At 62.6% G+C, this 25,939-nt stretch carries 22 protein-coding genes; 11 read left to right on the forward strand and 11 right to left on the reverse strand.

Going from position 1 to position 25,939, the window contains the following annotated elements; genetic code table 11:
- Positions 1 to 104: 104 nt before the first annotated feature.
- The 8 genes from cpaB (at position 105) to BS629_RS32575 (ending at position 8,817) form a co-directional block, all read left to right on the forward strand.
- Positions 105 to 920, forward strand: coding sequence for a Flp pilus assembly protein CpaB (gene cpaB, locus BS629_RS32540; protein ID WP_018244342.1), 816 nt, complete (start codon positions 105 to 107; stop codon positions 918 to 920).
- A gap of 12 nt (positions 921 to 932) precedes the next feature.
- Positions 933 to 2,432: a type II and III secretion system protein family protein gene (locus tag BS629_RS32545; protein WP_032981355.1), complete on the forward strand. Its 1,500-nt coding sequence runs from the start codon at positions 933 to 935 to the stop codon at positions 2,430 to 2,432.
- Positions 2,429 to 3,187 carry a CpaD family pilus assembly protein gene (locus BS629_RS32550; RefSeq protein WP_018244344.1) on the forward strand — a complete coding sequence of 253 codons (759 nt, stop codon included), beginning with the start codon at positions 2,429 to 2,431 and terminating at the stop codon, positions 3,185 to 3,187. The genes BS629_RS32545 and BS629_RS32550 overlap by 4 nt, the downstream gene beginning before the upstream one ends.
- 14 nt (positions 3,188 to 3,201) lie before the next feature.
- Complete coding sequence (locus tag BS629_RS32555; RefSeq protein WP_018516402.1) at positions 3,202 to 4,479, forward strand: CpaE/TadZ family protein; 1,278 nt, start codon at positions 3,202 to 3,204, stop codon at positions 4,477 to 4,479.
- 33 nt (positions 4,480 to 4,512) lie between these two features.
- Positions 4,513 to 5,988, forward strand: a complete 1,476-nt coding sequence (locus BS629_RS32560; RefSeq protein WP_018244346.1) for a TadA family conjugal transfer-associated ATPase — start codon at positions 4,513 to 4,515, stop codon at positions 5,986 to 5,988.
- 5 nt (positions 5,989 to 5,993) lie between these two features.
- Entirely contained in the window at positions 5,994 to 7,001 is a 1,008-nt protein-coding gene (locus BS629_RS32565) for a type II secretion system F family protein (RefSeq protein WP_018244347.1), read from the forward strand.
- 15 nt (positions 7,002 to 7,016) lie between these two features.
- Positions 7,017 to 8,003 (forward strand): type II secretion system F family protein, encoded by a 987-nt coding sequence (locus tag BS629_RS32570; protein ID WP_018244348.1) that lies wholly within the window; start codon positions 7,017 to 7,019, stop codon positions 8,001 to 8,003.
- Between the two features lie 181 nt (positions 8,004 to 8,184).
- Positions 8,185 to 8,817, forward strand: a complete 633-nt coding sequence (locus tag BS629_RS32575; protein ID WP_018244349.1) for a LysE family translocator — start codon at positions 8,185 to 8,187, stop codon at positions 8,815 to 8,817.
- Between the two features lie 49 nt (positions 8,818 to 8,866).
- On the opposite strand, the gene BS629_RS32580 is transcribed toward BS629_RS32575, so the two are convergent.
- Positions 8,867 to 9,700, reverse strand: a complete 834-nt coding sequence (locus BS629_RS32580; RefSeq protein ID WP_018244350.1) for a tetratricopeptide repeat protein — start codon at positions 9,698 to 9,700, stop codon at positions 8,867 to 8,869.
- Between the two features lie 142 nt (positions 9,701 to 9,842).
- Here BS629_RS32580 and BS629_RS32585 point away from each other — a divergent pair, with 142 nt between their 5' ends.
- The 3 genes from BS629_RS32585 (at position 9,843) to BS629_RS32595 (ending at position 12,734) form a co-directional block, all read left to right on the forward strand.
- On the forward strand, positions 9,843 to 11,234 hold the full coding sequence (locus BS629_RS32585; RefSeq protein ID WP_018244351.1) for a leucyl aminopeptidase: 1,392 nt from the start codon (positions 9,843 to 9,845) through the stop codon (positions 11,232 to 11,234).
- 280 nt (positions 11,235 to 11,514) lie between these two features.
- Positions 11,515 to 11,865 (forward strand): MarR family transcriptional regulator, encoded by a 351-nt coding sequence (locus BS629_RS32590; RefSeq protein WP_003544522.1) that lies wholly within the window; start codon positions 11,515 to 11,517, stop codon positions 11,863 to 11,865.
- Positions 11,866 to 11,876: 11 nt separating this feature from the next.
- Positions 11,877 to 12,734 carry a C40 family peptidase gene (locus BS629_RS32595; protein ID WP_018244352.1) on the forward strand — a complete coding sequence of 286 codons (858 nt, stop codon included), beginning with the start codon at positions 11,877 to 11,879 and terminating at the stop codon, positions 12,732 to 12,734.
- Here BS629_RS32595 and BS629_RS32600 read toward each other — a convergent pair.
- The 10 genes from BS629_RS32600 to BS629_RS32645 all read right to left on the reverse strand — a co-directional run bounded on the left by BS629_RS32600 (position 12,727) and on the right by BS629_RS32645 (position 25,894).
- Entirely contained in the window at positions 12,727 to 14,118 is a 1,392-nt protein-coding gene (locus BS629_RS32600; protein ID WP_018516400.1) for an amidase, read from the reverse strand. The two genes, BS629_RS32595 and BS629_RS32600, sit on opposite strands and share 8 nt — an antisense overlap.
- Positions 14,119 to 14,154: 36 nt before the next feature.
- Positions 14,155 to 15,018, reverse strand: a complete 864-nt coding sequence (locus tag BS629_RS32605) for an ABC transporter permease (RefSeq protein WP_018244354.1) — start codon at positions 15,016 to 15,018, stop codon at positions 14,155 to 14,157.
- A gap of 3 nt (positions 15,019 to 15,021) precedes the next feature.
- Entirely contained in the window at positions 15,022 to 15,969 is a 948-nt protein-coding gene (locus BS629_RS32610; RefSeq protein WP_018244355.1) for an ABC transporter permease, read from the reverse strand.
- A gap of 268 nt (positions 15,970 to 16,237) precedes the next feature.
- Positions 16,238 to 17,767, reverse strand: coding sequence for an ABC transporter substrate-binding protein (locus BS629_RS32615; protein WP_018244356.1), 1,530 nt, complete (start codon positions 17,765 to 17,767; stop codon positions 16,238 to 16,240).
- 150 nt (positions 17,768 to 17,917) lie between these two features.
- Entirely contained in the window at positions 17,918 to 18,838 is a 921-nt protein-coding gene (locus BS629_RS32620) for a LysR family transcriptional regulator (RefSeq protein WP_018244357.1), read from the reverse strand.
- Between the two features lie 55 nt (positions 18,839 to 18,893).
- The gene (locus tag BS629_RS32625) at positions 18,894 to 19,889 is read right to left on the reverse strand and encodes a P1 family peptidase (RefSeq protein ID WP_018244358.1); all 996 of its coding nucleotides are present in this window, start codon (positions 19,887 to 19,889) and stop codon (positions 18,894 to 18,896) included.
- 129 nt (positions 19,890 to 20,018) lie between these two features.
- Positions 20,019 to 20,213: a hypothetical protein gene (locus tag BS629_RS32630; RefSeq protein WP_003544544.1), complete on the reverse strand. Its 195-nt coding sequence runs from the start codon at positions 20,211 to 20,213 to the stop codon at positions 20,019 to 20,021.
- Positions 20,214 to 20,735: 522 nt separating this feature from the next.
- Entirely contained in the window at positions 20,736 to 23,663 is a 2,928-nt protein-coding gene (locus BS629_RS32635) for an aminotransferase (protein WP_018244359.1), read from the reverse strand.
- Between the two features lie 119 nt (positions 23,664 to 23,782).
- A complete protein-coding gene (gene purU / locus BS629_RS32640) occupies positions 23,783 to 24,667 on the reverse strand; it encodes a formyltetrahydrofolate deformylase (RefSeq protein ID WP_018244360.1) in 885 nt (294 codons plus the stop codon).
- 210 nt (positions 24,668 to 24,877) lie between these two features.
- Entirely contained in the window at positions 24,878 to 25,894 is a 1,017-nt protein-coding gene (locus BS629_RS32645) for an acyltransferase family protein (protein ID WP_018244361.1), read from the reverse strand.
- Positions 25,895 to 25,939: the final 45 nt, after the last annotated feature.

Raw genomic sequence — 25,939 nt, forward strand, 5'->3', positions numbered from 1 at the left:
TTTAAATGCCCGTTAACTTAAAATGTAAGCGTTCCATTAACCATAATTATACCAATTACTGAGCATTCTACAGGGCGAACATATCGTGCCCCGAGGAATGATCGATGAAACCGGCCCGCCTTATAATCCTAGCTGTCGCCGTGGTGGCAGCCGGCCTCGCCGGCCTCCTCGCGATGCGCATGGCGGGCAGTGGCGGTGTCGTCACCCAGGTCCGCTCGGTCGTCGAGAAGGAACCCACCGTCAACATCCTCGTCTCGAGCGCCAATCTGCCGGTCGGCGCACGGCTGGACGACAAGTTGGTGCACTGGATGGCCTGGCCGCAGGGCGGCGTCGTCCCGGGCCTCATCAGCGAAGCCGATAGGCCGGATGCGATCAGGGATCTGCAGGGCGCCGTCGTGCGTCTGCCGATCTTCGAAGGCGAACCGATCCGGCCGGAAAAGATCGCCGATTCCAGCAGCCGTATCCTCTCCTCGCTGTTGCCGGCCGGCAAGCGCGCCGTCGCGACCGAGATATCGGTGGCAACCGGCGCCGGCGGTTTCATCCTGCCGAACGACCGCGTCGATGTCATCATGGTCCGCAAGGGCACTGAGGCTGACAAGCTCATCACCGAAACCGTGTTGAGCAATGTCCGCGTCCTCGCCATCGACCAGCAGATCCAGGAAAAGGACGACGGCTCGAAATCGGTGGTCGGCACGACCGCGACGCTCGAACTCACCCCTGATCAAACGAAGGTTCTCGCCGTCGCCCAGCAGATGGCGGACCGGCTGTCGCTCGCGTTGCGCTCAGTCGCCGATGCGCAGGAGCAGGATACAAGTGCCGCCGACTATCTGCTGAGCGGCGACAACGGCAGTGCGATCATTCAGGTCATCAAGTCGGGCGCCATCGTCACGGATGCCAGCGCAGCGCCGAAGGCGGAGTAAAAGGACGTGCAAATGGGCAATTCAACGCGGCGCGCCGGACCTCTCCTGACAGGCTGCCTTTCGCTAGCAATCGGAGTCTCCGGTATAGTGCCGGCCTCTTTCGTTCCGGTTCTCGGCGCAGGCGAGGCGCGCGCCGATTCCGATAGCCTGGTCCGGATCTCGCAGACCGGCTCCAATGCCCATCGCCGGCTGAAGCTCGGCCTCAACAAGGCCGTCGTCGTCGATCTGCCGGAGGACGCGCATGATATCCTCGTCTCCGATCCGACCATGGCCGATGCTGTGACCCGCACCTCGCGGCGCATCTACCTGTTCGGCAAGAAGGTCGGCCAGACCAATATCTTCGTCTTCGGAGCCGGCGGACAGGAGATCGTCAATCTCGATATCGAGATCGAGCGCGACGTCTCCGGCCTCGAGGTCAATCTCCGCCGCTTCATTCCCGACTCCAACATCAATGTCGAAATCGTCTCCGACAACATCGTGCTGACCGGCACGGTGCGCACGCCGCAGGATGCCACGCAGGCGGCCGATCTGGCGCAGGTCTTCCTGAAGGGTGGGGAGGCGACGACCAGAACTGAGACGGCATCCGGCACCGGCGGCGACAGTTCGGTGGCGCTCTTTGCCGAAGGCCGCCAGACTTCGCAGGTCGTCAACCTCCTGCAGATTGAGGGCGAGGACCAGGTCACCCTCAAGGTGACGATCGCCGAGGTCCGCCGCGAGGTGCTGAAGCAACTCGGCTTCGACAATCTGGTTTCCAATTCCTCCGGCATGACGGTCGCCCAACTCGGCAGTCCCGGCACCGACAGTGCCACATCGACGGTTGGCGGCGGTCTGGCGGCGCTCTTCAAGAGCTCGATCGGCAAGTACGATATTTCGACCTACCTCAACGCGCTGGAGCAGGCCAAGGTCGTCAAGACGCTCGCCGAGCCGACGCTGACGGCGATATCGGGCCAGGCCGCGACCTTCAATTCCGGCGGTCAGCAACTTTATTCGACGACCGACAGCAACGGCAACGTCACCGTCACGCCGTTTAACTACGGTATCAACCTCGCCTTCAAACCGGTCGTGCTGTCATCGGGACGCATCAGCCTGCAGATCAAGACCAATGTCTCCGAACCGGTGGCCGGCAGCGGCAACGCCACCTATCAGCGCCGTTCGGCGGAGACTTCGGTGGAGCTGCCCTCGGGCGGTTCGATCGCGCTCGCCGGTCTTATCCGCGACAACGTTTCTCAGACGATGGGCGGCACACCAGGCGTCTCGAAGATCCCACTGCTCGGGACGCTCTTCCGCCAGAAAGGTTTCGAGCGTCAGGAAACCGAGCTCGTCATCATCGCAACGCCCTATCTGGTACGTCCGGTGGCGCGCAATCAGCTCAACCGGCCGGACGACAATTTCAGCCCCGAAAACGATGGCGCAACCTTCTTCCTCAACCGTGTCAACAAGGTCTATGGCCGCAGCGAGGCGCCCGTCGCCGACGCGCAGTTCCACGGCTCGATCGGGTTCATCTACAAATGAGCGGGGCACGATCGGCAGCATTGGCAGAAAACAGAGATCAGGCGATGGCCCATATGAATTCGACGACACCCCACCTCGGAATCTCGAAGGCGCTTTTGGCCGCAGCCGCCATTTCGGTGGCCGTCCTTTCCGGATGCGCCGGCCCGCACGACCAACTGACGACCGGCGGCATTCCGGATGACTACCGCGCCCGCCACCCGATCATCGTTACGGAGGCGGAGCAGACGGTGGATATACCCGTCGCCTCGACCGATCGCCGCCTGACCATCGCCCAGCGCGATCTCATCCGCGGCTTTGCCGCAAACTACATCTCGCGCGCCTCAGGCCCGGTTTACGTGCTGTCGCCGCAAGGTTCGCCCAATGCGGCAGCAGCCTATCAGCTGCGCAATCAGGTCCGTGCCGAGCTGGCGTCGCGAGGGATCGCAAGCTCGAAGATCGTCAACACTTCCTATGCCGCCGCCGGCGCGGGCGATGCGGCGCCGATCCGGCTGAGTTTTACCGGCACCACCGCGATCACCACGCAATGCGGTCAGTGGCCGAAGGACATCTCGAACGATTTGACCAACCAGAATTACTATAATTTCGGCTGCGCCTCGCAGAACAACCTGGCCGCCCAGATAGCCAATCCGGAGGATTTGGTGGCGCCCCGTGGCATGACTCCGATCGACGCGCAGCGGCGCAACAATGCGATCCAAGAATACCGGACGACGACATCGACGATCGAAGATGTTGCCGACAGCAACAGCGGCTTCTGAGGCGGAACGGAACGATGAGCGCGATCGAATACGAAATAAGGAATCCCAGCGAGCTTCGCAACGCCGAGGAGGCGGTGCGTATGGCGGATCTGGAAAACATGCGGCCGCTGCCGCGCATCTCCGTCCATGCTTTCTGCGAGAGCGAGGCCCTGCAGCATGTCATGGAACGCTGTGCCAATGATCGGCGCGTGGCGAAGGTCAGCATGCGCATCACCAGCGGCGGCATCGCCGCTGCCGCCAATATGTTTTCTGGCGCCCCGACGCCGAACCTCATCATCCTCGAGACCAAGGCGAATGCCGCGAACCTGCTCGCCGAACTCGCGCCGCTTGCCGCCGTCTGCGATCCGACGACCAAGGTCGTCATTATCGGTTATTACAATGATATCGGGCTTTATCGCGAGCTCATCCGCAACGGCATTTCCGAATATATGGTCCAGCCCGTCGCCATGCCCGATATCCTTGCGGCGATGGCCTCGATCTTCGTCGATCCGGACGCCGAGCGGCTTGGTCGCAGCATCGCCTTCATCGGCTCGAAGGGCGGCACCGGCGCCTCGACCATCGCGCACAATTGCGCCTTCGGCATTTCCAACCTCTTCTCCACCGAGACGATCCTCGCCGATCTCGACCTGCCCTATGGCACGGCGAACATCGATTTCGATCAGGATCCGGCCCAGGGCATCGCCGAAGCGGTCTTCGCGCCCGATCGTCTCGACGAGGTCTTCCTCGACCGCCTGCTGACGAAATGCTCCGAGCATCTTTCCCTGCTTGCGGCACCCTCGCTGCTCGACCGTGCCTATGATTTCGACGGCCAGGCTTTCCAGCCGGTGCTCGATGTCCTGCAGCGCAGCGCGCCCGTCACCGTGCTCGATGTTCCGCATGCTTGGTCGGAATGGACGCGCTCCGTGCTGTCGAGCGTCGACGAGGTGGTCATCGCAGCGGTTCCCGATCTCGCCAACTTGCGCAACGCCAAGAACATGCTGGACGCGCTGCGCAAGATGCGGCCGAACGACAGGCCGCCGCATCTCATCCTCAATCAGGTCGGCATGCCGAAACGTCCGGAGATTTCGCCGTCGGATTTCTGTGAACCGCTGGAGATCGATCCGATCGCGATCATCCCCTTCGACATCAATCTTTTCGGCAACGCCGCCAATAGCGGCCGGATGATCTCGGAAGTCGACCCGAAATCGCCGACGGCGGAAACCTTTTCGCAGATATCGCACATCGTCACCGGTCGGGTCGCGATCAAGAAGGCGAAGAAAGGCGGCCTGCTGGGCCTCCTGAAGCGCAAGTAGACAAGTTAGAACGAGCAGATTGGATCGAGTGGCATGTTTGGAAAACGCGGAAACGAAGGTTCCGGAAAGGTCGGAGGGGCGATTGCTCCGCCGCCGCCGGCTCCGGCCGCCGGCTCTGTGGCCTCTTCCCCCTCCATTCTGGTTGAACCCTCGCGCGAGCCCGCACGCCAGCAAGTGACGCCACCGCCGATGCAGACGCCGCAGCGCAAGCGTCCGGCCCGCACCGATGAATATTACGACACCAAGGCGCAGGTCTTTTCCGCGCTGATCGATACGATCGATCTCTCGCAGCTTTCCAAGCTTGACGGTGAAAGTGCGCGTGAGGAAATCCGCGATATCGTCAACGACATCATCACTATCAAGAACTTTGCGATGTCGATCTCCGAGCAGGAGGAACTGCTCGAGGATATCTGCAACGACGTGCTCGGTTACGGCCCGCTGGAGCCGTTGCTGGCGCGCGACGATATCGCCGACATCATGGTCAACGGTGCTGGCCAGACTTTCATCGAAGTCGGCGGCAAGACGATCGAATCGGAGATCCGCTTCCGCGACAATGCGCAGCTTCTCTCGATCTGCCAACGCATCGTCAGCCAGGTCGGCCGCCGTGTCGACGAATCAAGCCCGATCTGCGACGCGCGCCTGCCGGATGGCTCGCGCGTCAACGTCATCGCGCCGCCGCTGTCGATCGACGGGCCGGCGCTCACCATCCGCAAGTTCAAGAAGGACAAGCTGACGCTCGATCAGCTCGTCCGTTTCGGCGCGATCACGCCGGAAGGCGCAACCGTGCTGCAGATCATTGGGCGCGTGCGCTGCAACGTCGTCATTTCGGGCGGTACCGGCTCGGGCAAAACGACGCTTTTGAACTGCCTTACCAACTATATCGATAGGGATGAGCGCGTCATCACCTGCGAAGATACGGCCGAACTGCAGCTGCAGCAGCCGCATGTCGTGCGCCTCGAAACGCGCCCGCCGAATATCGAGGGCGAGGGCGAGATCACAATGCGCGATCTCGTCAAGAACTGCCTGCGTATGCGTCCCGAGCGCATCATCGTCGGCGAAGTGCGCGGACCTGAAGTTTTCGACCTGCTGCAGGCGATGAACACCGGTCACGACGGTTCGATGGGCACGATCCACGCCAACACGCCGCGCGAATGCCTGAGCCGTATCGAATCGATGATCGCCATGGGCGGCTTTACCCTGCCGGCAAAGACGGTGCGCGAGATCATATCCAGCTCGGTTGACGTCGTCATTCAGGCGGCACGCCTTCGTGACGGTTCGCGCCGCATCACCCAGATCACCGAGGTGATCGGCATGGAAGGCGATGTCATCATCACCCAGGATCTGATGCGCTACGAGATCGAAGGCGAGGATGCGAACGGCCGCCTGATCGGCCGGCACATATCGACCGGCGTCGGCAAGCCGCATTTCTGGGATCGCGCCCGCTACTTCAATGAGGAAAAACGTCTTGCCGCTGCCCTCGACGCGATGGAAGCGAAAACCAAGGAATAGGCGTGATGTTTGGGTTCGATCCGGTAGTGCTGGCAATCGTCGTCCTCGCCGCCGTCTCCGCGGCGGCGGTCGCCTATGCCCTATTGTTTTCGAAGATCGAGGCCGACAAGAAATCGGCAAGCCGCATCAACCGCGTCAAATCGGCCGAAAGCGACCGCGTCAAGGTCAAGGCTGCCCGTGACCGGGTGCAGGAGCTGTCCAAGCGCCGCAAATCGGTGCAGGACAATCTGAAGGATCTGGAAAAGCGCCAGCACGAAAAGACCAAGAAGACCTTGTCGATGAAATCCCGGCTGGTGCAGGCCGGCCTGACGATCACGGTAGCGAAATTCTATCTCATCAGCGCCATCTTCGCCTCCGTGCTGCTGTTCGTCGCCTTCGTCGTTGGTGTATCGTGGATGGTCATGGTCGGTGTCGCCGTCGTCGCCGGTCTCGGCCTGCCGCGCTGGGTTCTCGGCTTCCTGATCAAGCGCCGCCAGAATAAATTCCTGAACGAGCTTCCCAATGCGCTTGACGTCATTACGCGCTCGATCAAATCGGGTCTCCCGCTCAACGATGCGATCCGCCTTATCGCCACCGAAGGCACCGACCCGGTCAAGAGTGAGTTCCGGCGCGTGATCGAGGCGCAGCAGGTAGGCCTCAGCATCCCCGACGCCTGCGCCCGCATGACGATCCACATGCCGCTCCAGGAAGTCAACTTCTTCGCCATCGTCATCGCCATCCAGTCGCAGGCCGGCGGCAATCTGTCGGAAGCAATCGGCAACCTCTCAAAGGTACTGCGCGAGCGCAGGAAGATGAAGGCCAAGGTCTCGGCGCTCTCCATGGAAGCCAAGGCGTCGGCCGTCATCATCGGCGCTCTGCCCTTCATCGTCGCGACTCTCGTCTATCTCACCTCGCCGAACTACATGATGATCCTTTTCACCGATCCGCGCGGCCATTTCATTATGGGTGTCTCGGCAATCTGGATGTCGATCGGCATCTTCGTCATGCGCAACATGGTCAATTTTGACATCTAGCCTGAAGGAAGCACCATGTCGCAGGACTTTGCCGCAACGCTGACCAATCCGAGCATGCTGATCGCGCTCTTCGTCGCGATCGCCGTCTTCGCCACCTTTTACACGATCGCCATCCCCTTCTTCGAGCGCGGTGATCTCAACAAGCGCATGAAGGCTGTCTCGACTGAGCGCGAGCAGATCCGTGCCCGCGAACGCGCCCGCATGAACACAGAAACCGGCGTTGGCAAGGCCTCGCTCAGGAGCCAGAACAATCGCTCGGTCCGCCAGATCGTCGAGCGCTTCAACCTGCGTAAAGCGCTCGTCGACGACAATACGGTCAACAAGCTGCGTGCCGCTGGGTTTCGCTCGGAGAACGCGCTAAATACCTTCCTCGTGGCGCGTTTCCTGCTGCCCTTCCTTTTCCTGACGCTTGCCGCTGTCTGGGTCTTCGGCCTCGGCAACCTTGCTGGACGAGGCACGCCCATCCGCCTCTTTGCCATCATCGGCGTCGGCTATCTCGGCTTCTACGCGCCGAATATCTTTATCTCGAACCGTATGAGCAAGCGCCAGCATTCGATCAAGCGCGCCTGGCCGGATGCGTTGGACCTGATGCTGATCTGCGTCGAATCCGGCATCTCGATCGAGGCCGCGATGCGTCGTGTATCGGAAGAGCTCGGCGAGCAGTCGCCGGCGCTTGCCGAAGAGATGGTGCTGACCACGGCCGAGCTCTCCTTCCTGCCGGATCGCCGTGTGGCGCTCGAAAATCTTGCAACGCGCACCCAGATCGAGCTGGTGCGCTCGGTGACTCAAGCGCTTATCCAGGCCGATCGCTACGGCACGCCGGTCGCGCAGGCGCTACGCGTTCTCGCCCAGGAAGGACGCGACGAGCGCATGAACGAAGCGGAAAAAAAGGCGGCCGCCCTGCCGCCGAAACTGACGGTGCCGATGATTCTGTTCTTCCTGCCGGTGCTGATCGCCGTCATTCTCGGTCCGGCCGGCATCCAGGTGGCAGACAAGTTCTGACGGCTGCGCCGGAAGCAGGCTACCGCTTTCGGCGTGCATCAAGGACCATCGGGTCCGATCCGCAGCCTTAAACGTGCGTGCCGCCGCCGGCAGAGCTGGTAAACGGGATGACGACCATCGGCAAGCGCCGGAGCGCCCGCGGCGCCCCTGGCGTTCGTTCAATCCAAAAGAGAGGTTTCCGATGTCTTCTGCGGGCATTTTCATCAGCATCATGGCAGCCTTGGCGGTCGGGGCGATGAGCCCCGGCCCGAGCTTCGTCGTCGTTTCCAGGATCGCCATCTCGCGTTCCAGGCTGGATGGCCTTGCGGCCGCGCTCGGCATGGGCGCCGGCGGTGTCGTTTTTGCCGTACTGGCACTCGCCGGGCTGACGGCGCTGCTGTCGCAGTTCGAATGGCTGTATGTCCTGCTGAAGGTCGCAGGCGGCGCCTATCTCGTCTATATCGCTGTCAATATCTGGAGGAGCGCGGGTCAGCCGCTCGAGGTCTCCGACGCCGCCAATGGCAATCGCGCGCCGAGACTGAGCTTCATGACCGCGCTGCTGACCCAGCTCAGCAACCCGAAGACCATCATCGTCTATGCAAGCATCTTTGCCGCACTTTTACCGAGGATGGTGCCGCTCAGTCTCATCGTCGCGCTGCCGCTCGGCGTGTTCGTCGTGGAGGCGGGGTGGTATTCGATCGTGGCCTTCGCCTTTTCGGCCCGCCACCCGCAGCGGCTCTATCTTGCCGCGAAGAGCTGGATCGACCGCACCGCGGGTGCCGTCATGGCCGGCCTCGGCCTTCGGCTCATTCTCGCGGGCGTAAGTGATCGATAGGCTGGCGCGCGAGTGACTTCGGACGCTCTCAGGCTCAGAGGAGATCCCGTCAGTTGGTATTGCTGCCGCCCGCTGCGCCAGGCGTCTTGTCCTTGGCGGCGAGTTTCTGCCAGGAATTCTGCTGCGAGAGCATGCCTCTAAGATAGGCGACATTGGCGTCGGCCTGCTGCGGCGAAAGTTCGCGCCGGGCGATCTGCTCGGCTTCCGGGAATCGTCCCTGAAGGCCGACGACGAGGGCAAGGTTCTGCCTGACACGGCTGTCGGCTGTGGGTTGGCCGGCGGCGGAGCGCAGGTAGGTTTCGGCCGTGCGCAAATCGCCGGTCAGCACATAGGACATGCCGAGGTTGGAAAGGATGGAGGGCTCGTTCGGCTGGATGTCGAGCGCGTCGCGGTAGCGCTGCCTGGCATCGCTTGCCCGGCCCATCTGGTCGAGGATCGCGCCTTGGGCCGAAATCAGCTTCCAGTCCGGACGGTCGGGTGTCTGGGCGCGGCCGATCGTGTCGAGCGCCTGCTGGAACTGGCCGGCCGCCGCCTGCGCCTTGCCGTAGGCGGCCAGCACGTTGCGGTCGCCGGGATTGGCGATGGCCACTTGCTGCATGACGGCGAGCGCCTGGGTGTCGCGGCCGTTCATGCGCAGCAGATTGGCATAATTGACGCCGGTGACGGGATCGCGCGGGTTCTTTTCGTAGGCCTGGCCGAGCCGGTCCGTCGCCGAGCGCAGCTCCGTCGCGTCCATCTCTTCAACCGGCTTGGTGAGCTTCGGCACCGAGCCGGTTGTCATCCGGTCCTTGGTCGTCGAGCAGCCGGCAAGCGCAAGGACGATCAGGGAGGCCGCAGCGCCCTGCAGGATACGATTCGTGAATGTGGTGAGCGAGGCAGGCATGATGCGTTCCTGGATTCCGAAATCGGCGCCTGACCTCGAAGCGGAACAGGGAAAGGTTTGACGCAATCTTCGCTCCAGCAATAGTCTGTTAACCCTAACAGACCGTTAAGGAACGATTCCTTACGACCGCCGAAGGACAATCATGGCCCCCTATCAGTTCATCGAGAGACCGACCCCTTTCAACACGAAGGGCGGTTTGACGCTGCCGATCTTTGCCGTCACGCCTGCCCATATCGAGACCGGCACGATCGATCCGATCGCGCTCGATTGGGCGCGCCGGGCAGGCTACAAGGCCGAAAGTGGGTCGCTGCTGCTGATCCCGACGGCCGAAGGCCATCTCGGCGGCGCGCTTTACGGCCTCGGCACCAATCCATCCGAGCAGCCTTACATCACCGGCCGGCTCGCTCGTGCGCTGCCGGCCGGCGACTGGCACATCGAGACCGCGCCGCTGACGGCAAATCGCCTGGCTCTCGGTTTTGGGCTCGGCAGCTACCGTTTCGACCGTTACAAATCCGAAAAATCGCCGGCGGCGACGCTGATGATCCCCCGTGATGCCGACGCCGCCGACATCAAGCGCCAGCTCGCCGGCGTCTTTCTCGCCCGCGACCTGATCAATACGCCGACGAATGACATGGGGCCGGTACAGCTCGAGGCCGTTTTCCGTGGCCTGGCCGGACATTACAAGGCGGAGATATCGGTTATTACGGGTGACGACCTGCTCAAGCAAAACTTCCCGCTGGTCCATACCGTCGGCCGCGCCAGCGCCGATGCGCCGCGCCTTCTCGAAATGCGCTGGGGCAAGAAGGGCCATCGCAAGGTGACGCTCGTCGGCAAGGGCGTCTGCTTCGACACCGGCGGTCTCGACATCAAGCCTGCCGCCTCCATGCTGCTGATGAAGAAGGACATGGGCGGCGCGGCGAATGTGATGGGGCTTGCTCTGATGATCATGGACGCCAAGCTGAAGGTCGACCTGCGCGTCATCGTCCCCGTCGTCGAAAACGCGATCTCGTCCAATGCCTTCCGGCCCGGCGACATCTATCGGAGCCGCAAGGGCTTGACCGTCCAGATCGACAATACCGACGCCGAAGGCCGTTTGATCCTTGCCGATGCGCTTGCCTATGCGGACGAGGAAGAGCCCGATCTGCTGATTGATATGGCGACGCTGACCGGCGCTGCCCGCGTGGCCCTTGGCCCGGATCTCCCGCCCTTCTTCACCGACGACGCCAATCTGGCGCATGACCTGACCGAAGCGAGCCTGGAAACCGACGATCCGATCTGGCGCCTGCCGCTCTATTCCGGCTACGAAAAGGATATCCGCACCAAGTTCGCCGATCTTACCAATGCCCCTGCCGGCGGCATGGCGGGGGCGATTACCGCAGCCCTCTTCCTCAAGCGTTTCGTCAGCAAGGCGAAGAGTTGGGCGCATTTCGACATTTACGGCTGGGCTCAAGCCGAACGACCACATTCGCCGGGTGGCGGCGAGGCACAGGCGATCCGCGCGCTCTTTCACCATATCCGCGAGAGCTTGCGCTGATGCCATGCTAAAGCGCGTCGCGATCTTTCAGATCCGCTCCTTGCGCTTTAAGTCTTTGTTTTACGCATGTCGTATCGCAAAACCGCTGCACACTTTTGCGCAACATGCTTTAGAAATAAGCGCTGAGGCGCATCGCGTGATCCCTGTTCACGCGCTGCGCCTCGCTGCCGATCGTTAAAATTTTATTCACCCTGCCAGGCGGCAATTTCCAGCGCCCCTTGCATGTGCATGGCAACTACCGGAAAATGGAACGCTAGCGTAACGATCTTCCGGAGGGGCCGTGCCGATCGAACTGACCGCCTCGCAGGCGCTGGGGCTCTGGCATGGCGCGGCGCTCGATCAGGTCCGCCACGACGATCGCGATTTGACGTTGCGCCAGATGGCGATCCTGCTGCATATTTATCTGGTGCCGCCGCCGCACACGGTGCGCGGGCTTGCCGCCACACTTGATGTCACCAAGCCGGTCATCACCCGCGCCTTGGATACGATGGGCGAGATGGGTCTGGTCGACCGCGTGCGTGACGATGCCGACCGGCGCAACGTGATCATCAAGCGCACCGTCGGCGGTGCGCTTTACCTGGAAAAGCTCGGCGATCTCATACGAGATCAGGCCCGCCGGCTGCCGATCTGAAAGGAACGCGAATGACGATGCTCGACCGCCGCCTGCATGCCTACCGGCCTGATCTCGCGGAAGCCGGCCTCGAAGGCAAGGTCGAGGCGTCGCGCTTTGTGAAGGGCGCGCCGGCGCGTGTCGCCGTTCCTGTCCTGGCCGTGCGCCCTGAACCGGACCTTGCCCGCGGCATCGATACGGAACTGCTTCTCGGCGAGGATGTGACGGTTTTCGATCGCGCCAACGGCTGGTGCTGGGTGAAAGCCGCCGCGGACGGTTATGTCGGTTATGTCGCTGCGGACGCGCTCTTAGAAGGCAGGCCGGCGCCGACCCATATCGTCACCGTGCAGCGCAGCTTCGTCTATCCCGAACCGGAACTGCGCAAGCCCCACCAGGCCATCGTGTCGATGGGAAGCCGCGTCTACGTCGCCGGCGAGGCGGAAGCGCGGGGCAATCGCTACGTCGTGCTCGAGGACGGAACGGCGATCTTTGCCAAGCACGTCCAGCCGATCGGCGCTCTCGATGGCGCCGATTACGTGGAGATCGTCGCCCGTTTCCTGGAAACGCCCTACCTCTGGGGCGGACGTTCCGGCCTCGGCATCGATTGCTCCGGCCTCGTCCAGCTGGCGATGCTGATGACGGGCAGAGCTGCGCCGCGCGATACCGACCTGCAGGCAGCAAGCCTCGGCCAGCCGATCGACCGCTCCGAAATCCACCGTGGCGACCTCGTATTCTGGAAGGGCCATGTCGCCGTCTTCGAGGATACGGAAACCATTCTGCACGCCAACGGCCATAGCATGACGGTGGCGCGCGAGAATTTCGCGGCCGCCGTCGAGCGCATCGGCTGGCTCTACGAGCAACCGACCGGCTATCGCCGCCCGATCAGCTGATCGGAGGTCGCGGCCAGGATCTTACCCCGCCGGTCCAGTCCTCGAAGGCTTTCGACAGCCTCAGCACCCGCATGTCGTCGAAACGCGGCCCGACGATCTGCAGGCCGATCGGCATCCCTGATCGGGAGAAACCGCAATTGATCGAGGCGGCCGGCTGCTCCGACATGTTCCACGGCACGGTGAAACCGATATGCTCGAACGGCAGGGCCGGATCGTTGGTCGGCGATGCCCATTCGGCCGGATAGGAGATGATCGGATTGGTCGGCGAAAGCAGGGCGTCGACCTCGGTAAACAGCTGTCCGCAGCTCTTGCGCATCTCGATCGTCTGGTTGAAGCCCCTGACCGCATCGACACCGCTGATGTCGGCGCCGCCCATCGCCCAATCCCTGATATAGGGCAGGATGCTGTCGCGCCTGATGTCGTCGAGCTCGGCGATATCGCCCCAGAACCGGGACCGCCAGAATTTGTCGAGGCCATCCAGCATCGCGCGCGTCAGCACCGGCTGGACTGATACAATGGTCGCACCGGCCTTCTCGAACTGCTGCGCCGCCGCTTCGACCGCGACCCTGATCTCGTCCTCCACCGTAAGCCCGCAGCCGGCATCGAGCATTAGCCCGATCTTCATGCCCGATAGGTCGATGTCGAGATCCATCCAGTTGAAATCGTTCGGCGGCAGACTGGTGCCGTCGCGCCAGTCCGGCCGTGACAGCGTCGCCATCGAAAAGGCCGCGTCCTCGACTGTGCGCGCCATCGGCCCGACGCAGCGCCCGACATAATAGGGATCGGCCGGAATGCGCCCATGGCTCGGCTTGAAGCCGAAGATGCCGGTCCAGCCGGCGGGAAGGCGCACCGAGCCGCCGATATCGGTGCCGATATGCAGCGGTCCGTAGCCGGCCGCCGCCGCTGCGGAAGCCCCGGCGCTCGATCCGCCGGGATTCTGCGCGGTGTTCCAGGGATTGCGGCTGAGAGGATGAAAGCTCGAAAGCCCGGAGGAAAGCATGCCGTAATCGGGGCAGGTCGTCTTGGCGAAGATCACCGCGCCGTCTTCGCGCAGCCGGGCGGCGGCCGGTGCGTCGGCGTCCGCCGGCTTCAGTTCCACTGCCCTCGTGCCGAGCGGCACCGGCTGGCCCTTCGTGGCGATCAGCTCTTTCAGCGTCGCCGGGATGCCGTCGAGGGGGCCCAGCGTTTCTCCCTTGGCCCAGCGCTCCGTCGACGCTTTCGCCTGCGCGCGCGCCGATTCCGGATCGTAGAGGTAGAGTGCCGAAATCGAAGGCTCCCAGGCCGCTATATGGCCTTCGAGGGAAAGCCAGTATTCGAGAGGGGAGAGGCTCTTATCGGCGAAGCGCCGCCTGAGTTCGCGAATGGTAAGGTCGGTTTCGGTCATGGCATGGTCTTTCGGGCTTTTCGTCTTGGGAGGACATCAGCGGCTCGCCTCGCGGGGGTCGAGCAGATCGCGCAAACCGTCGCCGAGCATGTTGAAGCCGAAGACGGTGAGCGCGATGGCAAGGCCGGGCAGGATCGCCAGCCAGGGGGCGAGCGCCAGATAGGTTTGCGCATCGGCAAGCATCCGGCCCCAGGTCGGCGCCGGCGGCGCTATGCCGAGCCCAAGGAAGCTGAGCCCCGCTTCGGTGAGGATCGCCAGCCCCAGCTGGATCGCGCCATGCACGATGATCTGGCTCATGATATTCGGCAGCACATGGCGTAGCGAAATGGTCAGGCGCGTATTGCCGATCGCGCGCGCCGCCGTCACATAGTCGCGGCTCCAGGCCTGCAGCGAGGTCGCGAGTGTGACGCGGGCAAAGACCGGGATCATGAAGACGGCAATCGCGGTGATCGCGGTGAACCGCCCCGGCCCGAGAAAGGCGCCGAGCACCATGGCGGACAGGATCGGCGGCAAGGCGAAGATGACGTCGCAGATGCGCATCAGCAACGCCTCGAAAGGACCGCGGATCGCCGCCGCCGAAATGCCGGCGATCGAGCCGAGCGTCCCGCCGATCGCCACCGCGGTAATGGCGATCGACAGTGAATTCCAGCAGCCTGCCATCAGCATCGAAAGCACATCGCGGCCGAACTGGTCCGTGCCGAGCAGGCCGAAGGCAAGCGGTGGCTGTAATTTGTGGATGATCTGCATTTTCGCCGGCGGCAGCGGCGTCCAGACAAGCGACAGCAGTGCAACGGTGACCAGCAGGCCGATGATGACAGCCCCTGAAATCAGGTTCATTCGCCGGCTAAGTCTAAAGACCCGGCGGCGGCTCATGATTGCGGTGGATACGATCGGTGCCATGCGTCAGGCCGCCTTTCTCATCCTGGGATCAATCGCCAGATAGGAGAGATCGACGATGAAATTCATCACGATGACAAGGCCTGCGAAGAACAGCACGACATCCTGCATCACGATGATGTCGCGCTGGGAGAGCGCCTGCAGCGCGAGCCGCCCGAGGCCGGGCAGGTTGAAGACGTTTTCCACCAGCACCGCGCCGGCGACGAGAAAGGTGAATTGCAGCCCGATCATTGTCAGGATCGGGATCAGCGCGTTCGGCACAATATGCCGCCAAAGCACTGCACTGCGTGACAGTCCCTTCGCCACGGCGGTGCGGGCAAAATCCTCATGCATCGTATCGAGCACCGCCGAGCGCGCCACCCGCGTCAACACGCCCGCTTGCGGCATCGCCAGCGCGACGGCGGGCATAACCAGCGCCTGCAATGCCGGCAGCAGACCGGAGCTCCAGCCCGGGAAGCCGCCGGCCGGCATCAGCCCGAGCATCGTCGAAAACAGAATGATCAACAGCAGTGCCACCCAGAAGGCGGGCACGGCGATGCTGATCTGCGAAAACAGCGTTGCGATGATGTCGAAGACACCGCCGCGGCGCGAGGCGGCCAGCACCCCGAGCGGCAGGGCAATCGCCACAGAAAGCATAATCGCCATCAGCGCCAGCGGCAGCGTCACCGCCAGCCGCTCGACGATCAATCCCGCGACTGGCACGCCATAGGTTAAGGAATTGCCGAGATTGCCGGAGAGCACGCCGGTCAACCATTGCCCGTAGCGCAGCAGCAGCGGCTGATCGAGCCCGAGATCGTGGCGCAGTGCGGTAAGCGTTTCCGGTGTTGCCGAGGTGCCGAGCATGATCGAGGCGGGATCGCCGGGCAGAAGGTCCATGACGGCGAAGATCAGCAGCGAGACGACGACCAGCGTGACGAGAAGACCGGCGAAGCGGCGGGCGAGGAGGGTGATCATGCGTGCCACGCTTTCGATGCGGCACGGCGGCTTCCCCGCCCTCCCTCATTCCTGTGCTCGTCACAGGAATCCAGCCACGGCGCATCTGCGCCGTGAATAACTCTCGTCCAGGCACGGAAGTCTCCCGCGCCCAAGGACTTGGGCGCGCTGGATTCCTGTGTCGAGCCCAGCGATGAGGGACGGAGAGGGTTGCGACCGGCATTGAGCGTTTCGCTATGCAGCTTCCCTGCGCTCATCCCATGCCCCTCAATCCGCACGAACTCGCCGCCTACTCGTCCCAGGAAACGCCGGAGAGTACGTTGGAAGGGATCGGCTCGTTCTCCCACAGTCCCTTCAGCTTCTTGTCCCAGACGCCGAGTTTCGGCATGACGAAGAGGTAGAGCGCCGGCACGTCCTCGGCGAGGATCTTCTGCGCGTCGCCATAGATCGCGTTCTGCGCGGCGGGATCGGTCGTCTCCTGGACCTTCTTCATCAGCGCGTTGAAAGCGGGGTTCTTATAATTGAAATAATAGGGATCGCGGGCATAGATGTCGATGTCGAGCGGTTCGGCATGGGCAACGATCGTCATGTCGAAGTTGCGGTCCTTCATGATGTCCTGGACCCATTTCGCCGGAAATTCGGTCGGCTCGATATTCATCGTCACGCCGATCTCGGCAAACATCGCCTGCATCACCTGGGCGCTGCGCGGCGCATAAGCCATCTGCGGCGATTTGATCGTGAAGGTGAAGCCGTTGGGATAGCCAGCTTCGGCGAGCAACGCCTTCGCCTTCTCGACGTCGTAGGGCAGCACATTGGTCGTGTCCTGATAACCCGGATCGTTCGGCGTGTAGTGGCTGCCGATCGGTGTGCCGAGGCCCGACCATGCGCCGTCGATTACCGTCTTGCGGTCGATCGCCATCATCAGCGCCTGACGGACGCGTTTGTCGTCGAACGGCTTCTTGGCATTGTTCATGCCGGCAACGACCTTGAGCTCGGTGTTGCCGATCCGGGTGACCAGCCTCGCATCGCCATCGAAGGAACTCATCAGCTCAGGCGCGGCAAATTCCGGAAAGGCATCGAGATCGCCGGATTTCAGCGCAGCCGCCTGCGCCTGCGGATCGGCGATGAAGCGGAAGGTCACCGTGTCGAGCTTGGCGGCCGCATCCTTGTTCCAATAATCGGCATTCCTGGCGAGTTCGACCTTGTCGCCCTTCGCCCAGCTGGCGAATTTGAACGGACCGGTGCCCACTGGCGTCGTCTTGTCGTCGGCAGCCGTCTTCGGTGCGACCATCACCGAGGCTGGCCAACCGAGCCAGTAGATCAGGCTGCCGGTCGGTGCAGAGAGATGCAGCACCAGCGTTTCAGCATCGGGCGTATCGATCGAGGCAATCGAGGCGAAGAAGCGCTTCTGCGGATTGACGGAATCGGCGCCGCGGGCGCGGTCGAGCGAAAACTTGGCAGCAGTGGCATCGAAGGCCTCGCCGTCATGGAATTTGACGCCAGTCTGTAGCTTGAACGTATAGGTCAGGCCATCGGGAGAGATCTCCCAGCTTTTTGCCAGCTGCGGCTGGATCTTGCCGGCCTGGTCGATCGTCACCAGCCCCTCGAACACGTTCTGCCAGGTCACCTGGCCGATTGCGACCGGTGCTGCGATTGTCGGGTCGAGACCGGTTGGCTCGACGCTCATGCCAAGATTAAGCGTGGTCTTCGCCGCCTCGGCCGGCGTCATCGCCGTCATCACCAGGCCGGCCGAAAGCGCAGCACCGAGCGAAAGCCGCCGGGCGAAACGCGCTGAAGGCGCAAACGAAAGCTTGATCATCATGTTCCCTTATCTGGCCGCGCGTCGATGACGAAGACCTTTTGCGAGGAGAGTGACACTATGCCGGTGCACACACAATGACGATTTTGTGTGCTCAGTGTAGCCGAAAAAGCTACACCGCAAATCCGCGGGCAATGCAAGCGCGAAGCGTCAGTCTTTCGTCTCGGTCCGGCGGTTCGTGCGCTCGCTCATAAACCTCTCGATGAAGTCGAGCAGTTTCGTCGCGGCGAAGGACAGCTGCCGGTCCGGTGCAACGCAGAGATCGACATGGGTGCGGATGCCGGTCTTGCCGGCGAGCGGAATGGCAAGGAGCTGACCCGCTTCGATCTCGCGGCGGACAGTCAGCGCCGGCAGCAGCGTGGCGGCAGCCCCGCTGAGCACAAGTTCCTTCAGCATTTCGAGCGAGCTGGTGACGAAGACGGGATCGAGGCTCAACCCCTCCTTCTCGAACAGCGCGTCGAAAGCCTGGCGGAAGCCGAAGGATTGATCCGGCAGCGCCAATGCGTAGTCGGCGAGTTGCCCGATAGGGATCTCGGTATGCGCGGCGGCCGGATGCTGCGGCGTGACGATGAGATCATAGGCAATCTCGGAGCGCAGCCGCACCTTGGTGCCGGACATCGGTGGCGCAAACAGCGTCACCGCAATATCCGCCTCGGCGCTGTTGACCGCATCGACCGCCTGCCGCGCACTGGTGATTGTCACGGTAAAGCGCAGCTTCGGATATTTCAGGCTGAATTCGGCAAGCGCCGGCGCCAGCAGATTGGCGACGGTAGCCCCATTGGCATAGATGCTGACACGGCCGCGCTGCAGGCCCTTCAGGTCTTCGATCAGTTGCTGCACGTGATCGAGTTCGCGCAGCGTCCGGCCGGCGCGGGCGGCAAGCAGTTCGCCGGCGGCCGTCAGCTTGACGCCGCGGGCGCTGCGTTCGACGAGCGGCGCGCCGAAATGATATTCGAGGTTCTCGATCTGCCGGCTGATCGCCGTCGGCGCGACATTGAGGTTCTCGGCCGCCTGGCGCATCGAATTGGTCCTGACCAGCTCGTCGAAATACATCAGCGCCCGGATCTGCATTCACGTCTCTCCGCCATTCGGCATATTGATCTGTAGAGAGTCTGACCCTATTCAATCAGCCGCTGCTCGGATAGCGGTCGCGCCAGGCCTTTTGCGCGCCCTCGACCGGAAGGGCGGTCGCGGCGTAGACGCCGCGGGCGATCGCCCGGGCCATGACGATGGTTGCGAGGTGGCAAAGCTCCATCAGGCTCACCATGTCGTCTCTTCGATGCTTGGCCGTCGAAGCGGCAAAGACGGTGTCGCCGTCGAGCGGCAGATGCGCCGGCAGTAGTGCTCGGGCGAGGCCGTCATGGCCGGCGAGCGAAAGCCGGTGCGCCTCGGCCTTCGTCAGCTGCGCATCGGTCACAATAGCGCCGATCGTCGTTGCCGGCGTGTTCATGCCCTTGAGCCGCATCCGGTGGTCGGCCACATCAGGCATGCCGAGCCCACCGAATTCCGCATCCTTTTCAAAAGGCGCCGCCCAGAAATGCGGTCCGTCGCCGATCGTTGCGGAGCCCAGCGCATTGACGGCGACGATCGCCGCAACGCGATGCCCGGTGCTGCTGACGGCGCTGGCCGAGCCGAGCCCGCCCTTGACGGTGGCCGTCGTCGCTCCTGTGCCGGCACCTGTCGTGCCGAGCGCGAATGCGCCCTTGGCGGCGGCCTTCAACGCCGCATAGCCCATATCGCGATAGGGCGAGTGAAGGCCCCAATCCTTGTCGCCGCCATTCAGCAGGTCCATCAGAATCGCCTGTGGCACGATCGGAATGCGCAGCGGCCCGACTGCAAAGCCGCGGCCGAGTTCGCGCAGGCCCGCCTGCACGCCGCCGGCGGCATCCAGCCCGAAGGCCGAGCCGCCGGAGAGCACGAAGGCATCCACGGCATTGACGGTCATCGACGGATCGAGCAGGCCGGTGTCGCGCCCGCCCGGCGCACCGCCGAGCACCGTGCCGGATGCGACGGCCGGTTCGTCGAAGACGATGACCGTGACGCCGGAACCGAGCGCAAGGTCGGTTGCATGGCCGACGGAAACGCCTTCGATGTCGGTGATGAGGTTCAGAAGATCGGGCAAGGGCGGATCCTTATGCGGAAAGGCCGCCGATAGGACTGCAATTGCCCTCAAAAAACAAGACCGGCCCCATTTGGCGGGACCGGTCGGACATCGGGAAAAGCCGCGAATGCCAATCGCGGCCTCATGCCCTCAGGCATGAAGCGGCTTCGGATGACGGCGGGTCATCAGGTCATGGATGGCCAGCCGCACCTCATCGGGCGAGCCGAAACGCTGCTCGTCGAGGTCGTGGACATGAAATTTCACGGCGATGAACTTCAGCCGGTCTTCATCGGGAATGACGATCCCGACGGGAACGCCTGCATATTCGATAACTTGCTTCTTCATAGATAGAACTCCTGCCGCGCGACATGCGCAGCCATGGCGAATTGACTTGTCTGGTACCGTTGAAAGGAGGACGAACGTCACATTCGACAGTTCGGGCGGGAGAGGGCGCCCGGACGGTCATTGCCAAGCACAGATCGCCCAAGGAGATCGGCGAGAATATCGATGTCTATCATGCTCGTTCCTTGTGTTGGCGTTGCACTTGAGAGGTCCCGGTACAGCCCGGGGCCGGTGATGGCTGTCTTCAATAATCTACTATCTTGGTAGAGATTACCCGATAGCCTGTCGGAAACATATTCCGAAACGTGTCAAAATATCGACGATCCGAAAAAATTCATTCCGTCGTAGCCCGAACTTACAGAAAGAAACATATCAGTCCTTCGTTAAATTCGCATGACAGAATCGGAAGTTCGATCGATCACAGCGGCAGACATAGGAAGCCTTGCTGTATCAGGCAATGGCCCGTTTCATTAAAAATCGACATGCCTCGAAATGACCGATTTGGTTAATGCTGGAAGCCCTGTGTCACCAGCCTTCTTCGAGCACCTTCTCCAGCATGTCCGCGAAAAAATCGGCGCTGTTGATGCTGAGGCAGAGCGGCGGTTTGATCTTCAGCACATTTTGGTGATCGCCCGTCGGCTGCATGATGACGCCGAGTTCGAGAAGCCGGTCGCAGATTGCAGCCGTCTCTTCCGTCGCAGGCTCCAGCGTCGTTCTGTCGCGGACGAATTCGAGGCCGAGATAGAGGCCCATGCCGTGCACGGCGCCCGCAATGGGATGACGGTCGATCAGCGCGGCGAGCCGCGCCTTCAGATGATCGCCGACCGTCCGGGCATTTTCCTGCAGCTTTTCCTCGGCCATGATGTCGAGCACCGCCATGCCGGCGATGCAACTGACCGGGCTGCCGCCGGTGGAGGAAAAGAAAGTGCCCTCCTTCTCCAGCGATTGCGCAATCTCCCGCGTGGTGATGACGGCGCCGAGCGGATGGCCGTTGCCCATGCCCTTGGCGACGGTGATGATATCGGGCACGACCCCTTGCTGCTCGAAGCCCCAGAAATAATGTCCGAGTCTGGAATAACCGACCTGCACCTCATCGGCGATGCAGAGGCCGCCGCGGGCGCGCACCTGCGCGTAGATTTCCCTGAGATAACCGTCCGGCAGCGGAATGCCGCCGGCATTGCCGTAGACTGATTCGGCGATGAAGCCTGCAAGGCCTTCGCCCGCAGCATCAATTGCTTCCAGCACCGGCGTCGCCATGCCGAGATAATCCGCTGCCGTATCGGGACCTCGGAAGTCGCCGCGATAGGTGTTCGGCGAAACGACGGTATGCACCCAGTCCGGCCGGGTGGTCGGTGCCTGCGGATTGTCGGCGATCGAGGTGGAGACGGCGTCGCTCGCCGCCGACCAGCCATGATAGGCTTCGAGCAGGCAGAGCATTTTGCGCGCGCCGCTATGGGCTTGCGCCAGCCGAAGCGCCAGATCGTTCGCCTCCGAGCCGCTGTTGACCAGGAAGACCGCGTCGAGCCCGTCCGGCGACAGGGCGGCGAGGCGTTCGGAAAATTCCGTGATCGCGGCATAGTGGAAGCGCGAATTCGTGTTGAGCCGCAGCCATTGGGCGTGGATCGCTGCCGCGAACCTGGGATGGCCATGGCCGAGAATGGTGACGTTGTTGACCATGTCGAGATAGGCGCGGCCCTCGACATCGAACAGATGCTCCCGCCAGCCGCGCTCGATCTGCGGCGCCGCCGCGTAATAGTTCTTCTGCGGCCTTGCGAGATGCGCCTGCCGCCTGGCGAGCAGTTCGGCGGTCTCAGATTTCGGTGCATCGGCTTCCGGGCTGAGAAGGAGCGAGGGTGAGGGGCAGAGCACCGACCAGGCCGCGGCCGTGCGCGGCGTGGCAAAAAGCGGCGGTTCGAGACCTGCGACGCTGCAAAGCTGGACGCGCAGCCCGCCGAGCGACGCAGCCTCTCCGAAAACCGTGCCGAGCGGATCGCCGGCGGCCACCTCGGCTCCATCCTCGACCGAGAGATCGAGCCCATCGAGATGCAGGGTCATGTTGTCGCTGGCAAGCGTCAGATGCTGGTCCTTCCAGCCGATGCGGCCGGCAAAGGGTGCAGCAATCGCGTTGCCTGCCGCGAGACATATGTCGATATGCAGGGCGCAGGTCGCCTGTCCCGTCGCATTTCCCAAGCTCGCGCGGGAAAGCCGATATTCGCCATAGCGCGTCGCTGCGATGCCGTTTTCCGTTGCCACGCGGGCAAGCAGCCGCCAGTCCATGTCGGTATTCAGCCAGTTGCCGGCAGAAAAATGCGGGCTCCGCACCCCAAGATCGACATAGGCGATCCCGGCGGGATCGATGTCCGGCAGCAACGGCAGCCATCCCGATGCTTCCGGGGCGGCGACATTTGCGCCGGCCGCCTTGAGGATCGCGGCTTCCATCAGTTCGAAGGGAACGGACATCGCCGTATCGAAGATCGCCCGCTCGTGCTTGAGATTGCCGCGGACATAGTCATTATCGGGATCGACCGAAATCTGCTGCTCGCTGCTGGCGACGAGAATGACCGCGCGCGCGACGGTCAACGGCCAGAGCGCCTTCAGTTCCTCCTCGGTCAGCGGATAGATCGCCTGATAGGCGGTGACGGCTGGCAGGATATAAAAAGGGTCGCCATCCGCCTGATGCAGCAGCGAAGCGCATGTGACGGCGAGGTCGCCGACCAGCCAGCCGCGGATGATGTCGCCGAAATCGATCACCCCGTCGGGGATCGTATGGCCACGGGCGTCGCGGTGGCCGACGACATTGTCGCCGGTGACGTCATGATGCACGGCCTGCAGCCGAAGCGATGGCGCCAATGGCTGGATGCGGCGAATGGCCATCACCATGGTCTTGGCGATCCGGTCGCGCGCCGCACTGTCGGTGATCGCGGACAGCAGCTGCACCGCGACCGGCCCGGCGCGCCTGAGATCCCATTGCAGGCTGCGGTCGAGACCAGGATGGTTGAAATCGGCAAGCGCTAGCGCCAGCCTGGCGCAGAGCGCGCCGAGGGCCGCAACGGAGGCCGGCGCCAGATAGGTCAGTTCCGTCAGCCCCTGGCCTTCCAGATATTCCAGCAGCCGGACCTGATAGCCCTGCCCGCGCACGGTCAGGACGACGATCTCCCGCCCGTCATTGGTGGGGATCACCTGCGGAACGCGCGGCGCATCTTGCCGGCTTTTGAGGTGACGGATCGCCGCATTCTGCGCTTCGAGCTCGCGGGTCTCGTAGGCTGCATGGCAGATCTTCAGGACGTAGCGGCCACGATCGTTATCGACGCGATAGTTTCGATCCTGCTGGCTGCCGAGTTCGGTAAGCGTGCCGGATAGGCTGTAATGAGCAAGGAGTATCTCTTCCGCGTCGCTAGCGGTGACGTCGGGACGCGGCAGCGCCATGCGATCAACAAGCGCCTCGTCGGTCATGACACCCCTCCGCAGCATGATTCGATTACCTATTGAACGAGATAATCAAGTACTTGCCGCCAGCAGGCAACGGGAGATTGTCATCCGCCAGCAAAAGAGATGCAGGGTCTAGGCGGCGCTCAACCCATGCGTTCGGAAGCGTAGCCGCCGGGGCTTGCCGGAAAGACCACGGTGCGGTTGCCGTTCAGGAAGGTGCGGTGGTGGATATGGGCGTGGATGGCACGGGCCAGCACCTGGCTTTCGACGTCGCGGCCGATCGAGACATAGTCGTCGGGCGACTGTGCATGGGTGATGCGCGCCGTGTCCTGTTCGATGATCGGGCCCTCGTCGAGATCGGCGGTGACGTAATGCGCCGTCGCCCCGATCAGCTTCACGCCGCGGCCGTAGGCCTGCTTGTAAGGGTTGGCGCCCTTGAAGCTCGGCAGGAAGGAATGGTGGATGTTGATGATCCGGCCAGACATCTTCTGGCACATCGCATCCGAAAGCACCTGCATGTAGCGGGCGAGAACGATCAGCTCCGTACCGGTCTGTTCGACTATATCCATGATCTGGCCTTCGGCCTGCAGCTTGTTCTCCTTCGTCACCTTGATGTGGTGGAAGGGGATGTCGTGGTTGACCACGACCTTCTGGTAATCGAAATGGTTGGAGACGACGCCGACGATGTCGATCGGCAGTGCGCCGATCTTCCAGCGGTAGAGCAGGTCGTTGAGGCAATGGCCGAACCGCGACACCATCAGCAGCACCTTCATGCGGGCGTTGCCGTCATGGATCTCGGCATCCATGGCGAACCGCTTGGAGATCGGCTCGAAGCCTTCCTTGAGTTCGGCAAGGGGCACGCCTTCCTCGGAGATGAAGCTCACTCGCGTGAAGAACTTGCCGGTATCCAGATCGTCGAACTGGGAACTATCGACGATGTTGCAGCCCTTGTCTGCCAGATAGCTCGAAATCGCCGCGACGATGCCGCGTGTCGATTTGCAGGATACCGTCAATACGTAACTTGTCATGTCTTTCCCTCTCCAAGGCCGCCGCCGTGCTTAGATCAAAGCCCGGGCCGCGAATAGGCCGGCGCACTTTCATTCATGCGACAAATTGCAAGAGAAACCATCACGTTTCTGCAAGTTCTCTCATTTGCCAAGTCTGAAGCTTAGGAGAAGTTGCGCGAAAAACTGTACCGTCAGCGCCGCTTGGATGCGTATTCTCGCCTTCGACGCGCTTTAGGCCGGCGGGCGGCTCGCCACGGCCGCTTTACGGCGAGGCGTCGTGATCTCATGGATAATTGCGCCGCCGATCGACGAGAGCACCAGCGAGAGGATGACGAAGAGCACCGGCTGCTGCAGGATGCCGATCGGCAGCCGATCGGCGGCGACCCTGAGAAAAGCCAGCGTGAAGGCGTGGGTGATATAGATGCTGTAGGAGCAGTCGCCGAGATAATTCAGCCATCCCACAACCGGCAGCCTGGAAAAATCGATGGAGACGGCGCCGTAGATGATGAAGATCGCCGGAATACCCCAGGCGTAGAACCGGCTTTCCGGCGGCATCAGCGCCTCGTTGATGAAGAGAAAGGCGAAGCCCATGGCAAGGGCTGCCCAAGCCCAGCGGTTCGGCAGCAGGACCTTCTGTCCGTAGAGCCAGCCGAGCACGACACCGGCGAGAAACTCCAGCATGATCGGCTCGCGGTAGAACCGGGTCACAGTCGTTTCCGGCAGCAGCCGGCAGGTGATCAGGATGAGGGCAAAGACGGCAAACATCGCCGGGATGCGGCGAACCTCCTGTAGCGGCAGCAGAAGCGCAAAGACCAAGTAGAAGAACATTTCGTAGTTCAGCGTCCAGCCCGGGACGACCACCGGCGTGATCGTGCTGGGATCGGCCGCATTGGCCCATGGCAGGAACAACAGCGAGGCGATGAGATGCGGCAGGTCGAACACCGTCGATTTCAACAATGACGGGGCCACCAGCGCCACAGTCGCCGAAAACAGCGTCGCCAGCCAGTAGAGCGGTACGATCCTTTTGATGCGCCGCCGGGCGAAATCGACCGGGCTCATCGCGCGTCCGCTCGTCGTCAGCCACATCACGAAACCGCTCAGGACGAAGAAGATGTCGACGCCGGTTTCGCCATAGATGAAGGCGGTGGCGTCGACCGCGGGATTGACCTTGGCAAGCTGCAATATCGCGTGGAAATAGACGACCATCAGCGCCGCGATGGCACGCAGATATTGAAGCTGGACAAGCATCGAGCGTCTTGCTCCCTCGGGCTCGCGCGGACAGGCGCCGCTGCG

Source organism: Rhizobium leguminosarum bv. viciae USDA 2370 (assembly GCF_002008365.1).
Taxonomy (GTDB): domain Bacteria; phylum Pseudomonadota; class Alphaproteobacteria; order Rhizobiales; family Rhizobiaceae; genus Rhizobium; species Rhizobium leguminosarum.

What these genes read in the sequence shown, in the direction of transcription:
- cpaB (WP_018244342.1), top strand. Translation starts at nt 105, where the DNA reads ATGAAACCGGCCCGCCTTATAATCCTAGCTGTCGCCGTGGTGGCAGCC.
- BS629_RS32570 (WP_018244348.1), top strand. Translation starts at nt 7,017, where the DNA reads ATGTCGCAGGACTTTGCCGCAACGCTGACCAATCCGAGCATGCTGATC.
- BS629_RS32580 (WP_018244350.1), bottom strand. Translation starts at nt 9,700, where the DNA reads ATGCCTGCCTCGCTCACCACATTCACGAATCGTATCCTGCAGGGCGCT.
- BS629_RS32610 (WP_018244355.1), bottom strand. Translation starts at nt 15,969, where the DNA reads ATGATCACCCTCCTCGCCCGCCGCTTCGCCGGTCTTCTCGTCACGCTG.
- purU (WP_018244360.1), bottom strand. Translation starts at nt 24,667, where the DNA reads ATGACAAGTTACGTATTGACGGTATCCTGCAAATCGACACGCGGCATC.
- BS629_RS32645 (WP_018244361.1), bottom strand. Translation starts at nt 25,894, where the DNA reads ATGCTTGTCCAGCTTCAATATCTGCGTGCCATCGCGGCGCTGATGGTC.
- BS629_RS32585 (WP_018244351.1), top strand. Translation starts at nt 9,843, where the DNA reads ATGGCCCCCTATCAGTTCATCGAGAGACCGACCCCTTTCAACACGAAG.
- BS629_RS32575 (WP_018244349.1), top strand. Translation starts at nt 8,185, where the DNA reads ATGTCTTCTGCGGGCATTTTCATCAGCATCATGGCAGCCTTGGCGGTC.
- BS629_RS32545 (WP_032981355.1), top strand. Translation starts at nt 933, where the DNA reads ATGGGCAATTCAACGCGGCGCGCCGGACCTCTCCTGACAGGCTGCCTT.
- BS629_RS32560 (WP_018244346.1), top strand. Translation starts at nt 4,513, where the DNA reads ATGTTTGGAAAACGCGGAAACGAAGGTTCCGGAAAGGTCGGAGGGGCG.
- BS629_RS32550 (WP_018244344.1), top strand. Translation starts at nt 2,429, where the DNA reads ATGAGCGGGGCACGATCGGCAGCATTGGCAGAAAACAGAGATCAGGCG.
- BS629_RS32615 (WP_018244356.1), bottom strand. Translation starts at nt 17,767, where the DNA reads ATGATCAAGCTTTCGTTTGCGCCTTCAGCGCGTTTCGCCCGGCGGCTT.
- BS629_RS32630 (WP_003544544.1), bottom strand. Translation starts at nt 20,213, where the DNA reads ATGAAGAAGCAAGTTATCGAATATGCAGGCGTTCCCGTCGGGATCGTC.
- BS629_RS32555 (WP_018516402.1), top strand. Translation starts at nt 3,202, where the DNA reads ATGAGCGCGATCGAATACGAAATAAGGAATCCCAGCGAGCTTCGCAAC.
- BS629_RS32620 (WP_018244357.1), bottom strand. Translation starts at nt 18,838, where the DNA reads ATGCAGATCCGGGCGCTGATGTATTTCGACGAGCTGGTCAGGACCAAT.
- BS629_RS32595 (WP_018244352.1), top strand. Translation starts at nt 11,877, where the DNA reads ATGACGATGCTCGACCGCCGCCTGCATGCCTACCGGCCTGATCTCGCG.
- BS629_RS32600 (WP_018516400.1), bottom strand. Translation starts at nt 14,118, where the DNA reads ATGACCGAAACCGACCTTACCATTCGCGAACTCAGGCGGCGCTTCGCC.
- BS629_RS32605 (WP_018244354.1), bottom strand. Translation starts at nt 15,018, where the DNA reads ATGGCACCGATCGTATCCACCGCAATCATGAGCCGCCGCCGGGTCTTT.
- BS629_RS32565 (WP_018244347.1), top strand. Translation starts at nt 5,994, where the DNA reads ATGTTTGGGTTCGATCCGGTAGTGCTGGCAATCGTCGTCCTCGCCGCC.
- BS629_RS32635 (WP_018244359.1), bottom strand. Translation starts at nt 23,663, where the DNA reads ATGACCGACGAGGCGCTTGTTGATCGCATGGCGCTGCCGCGTCCCGAC.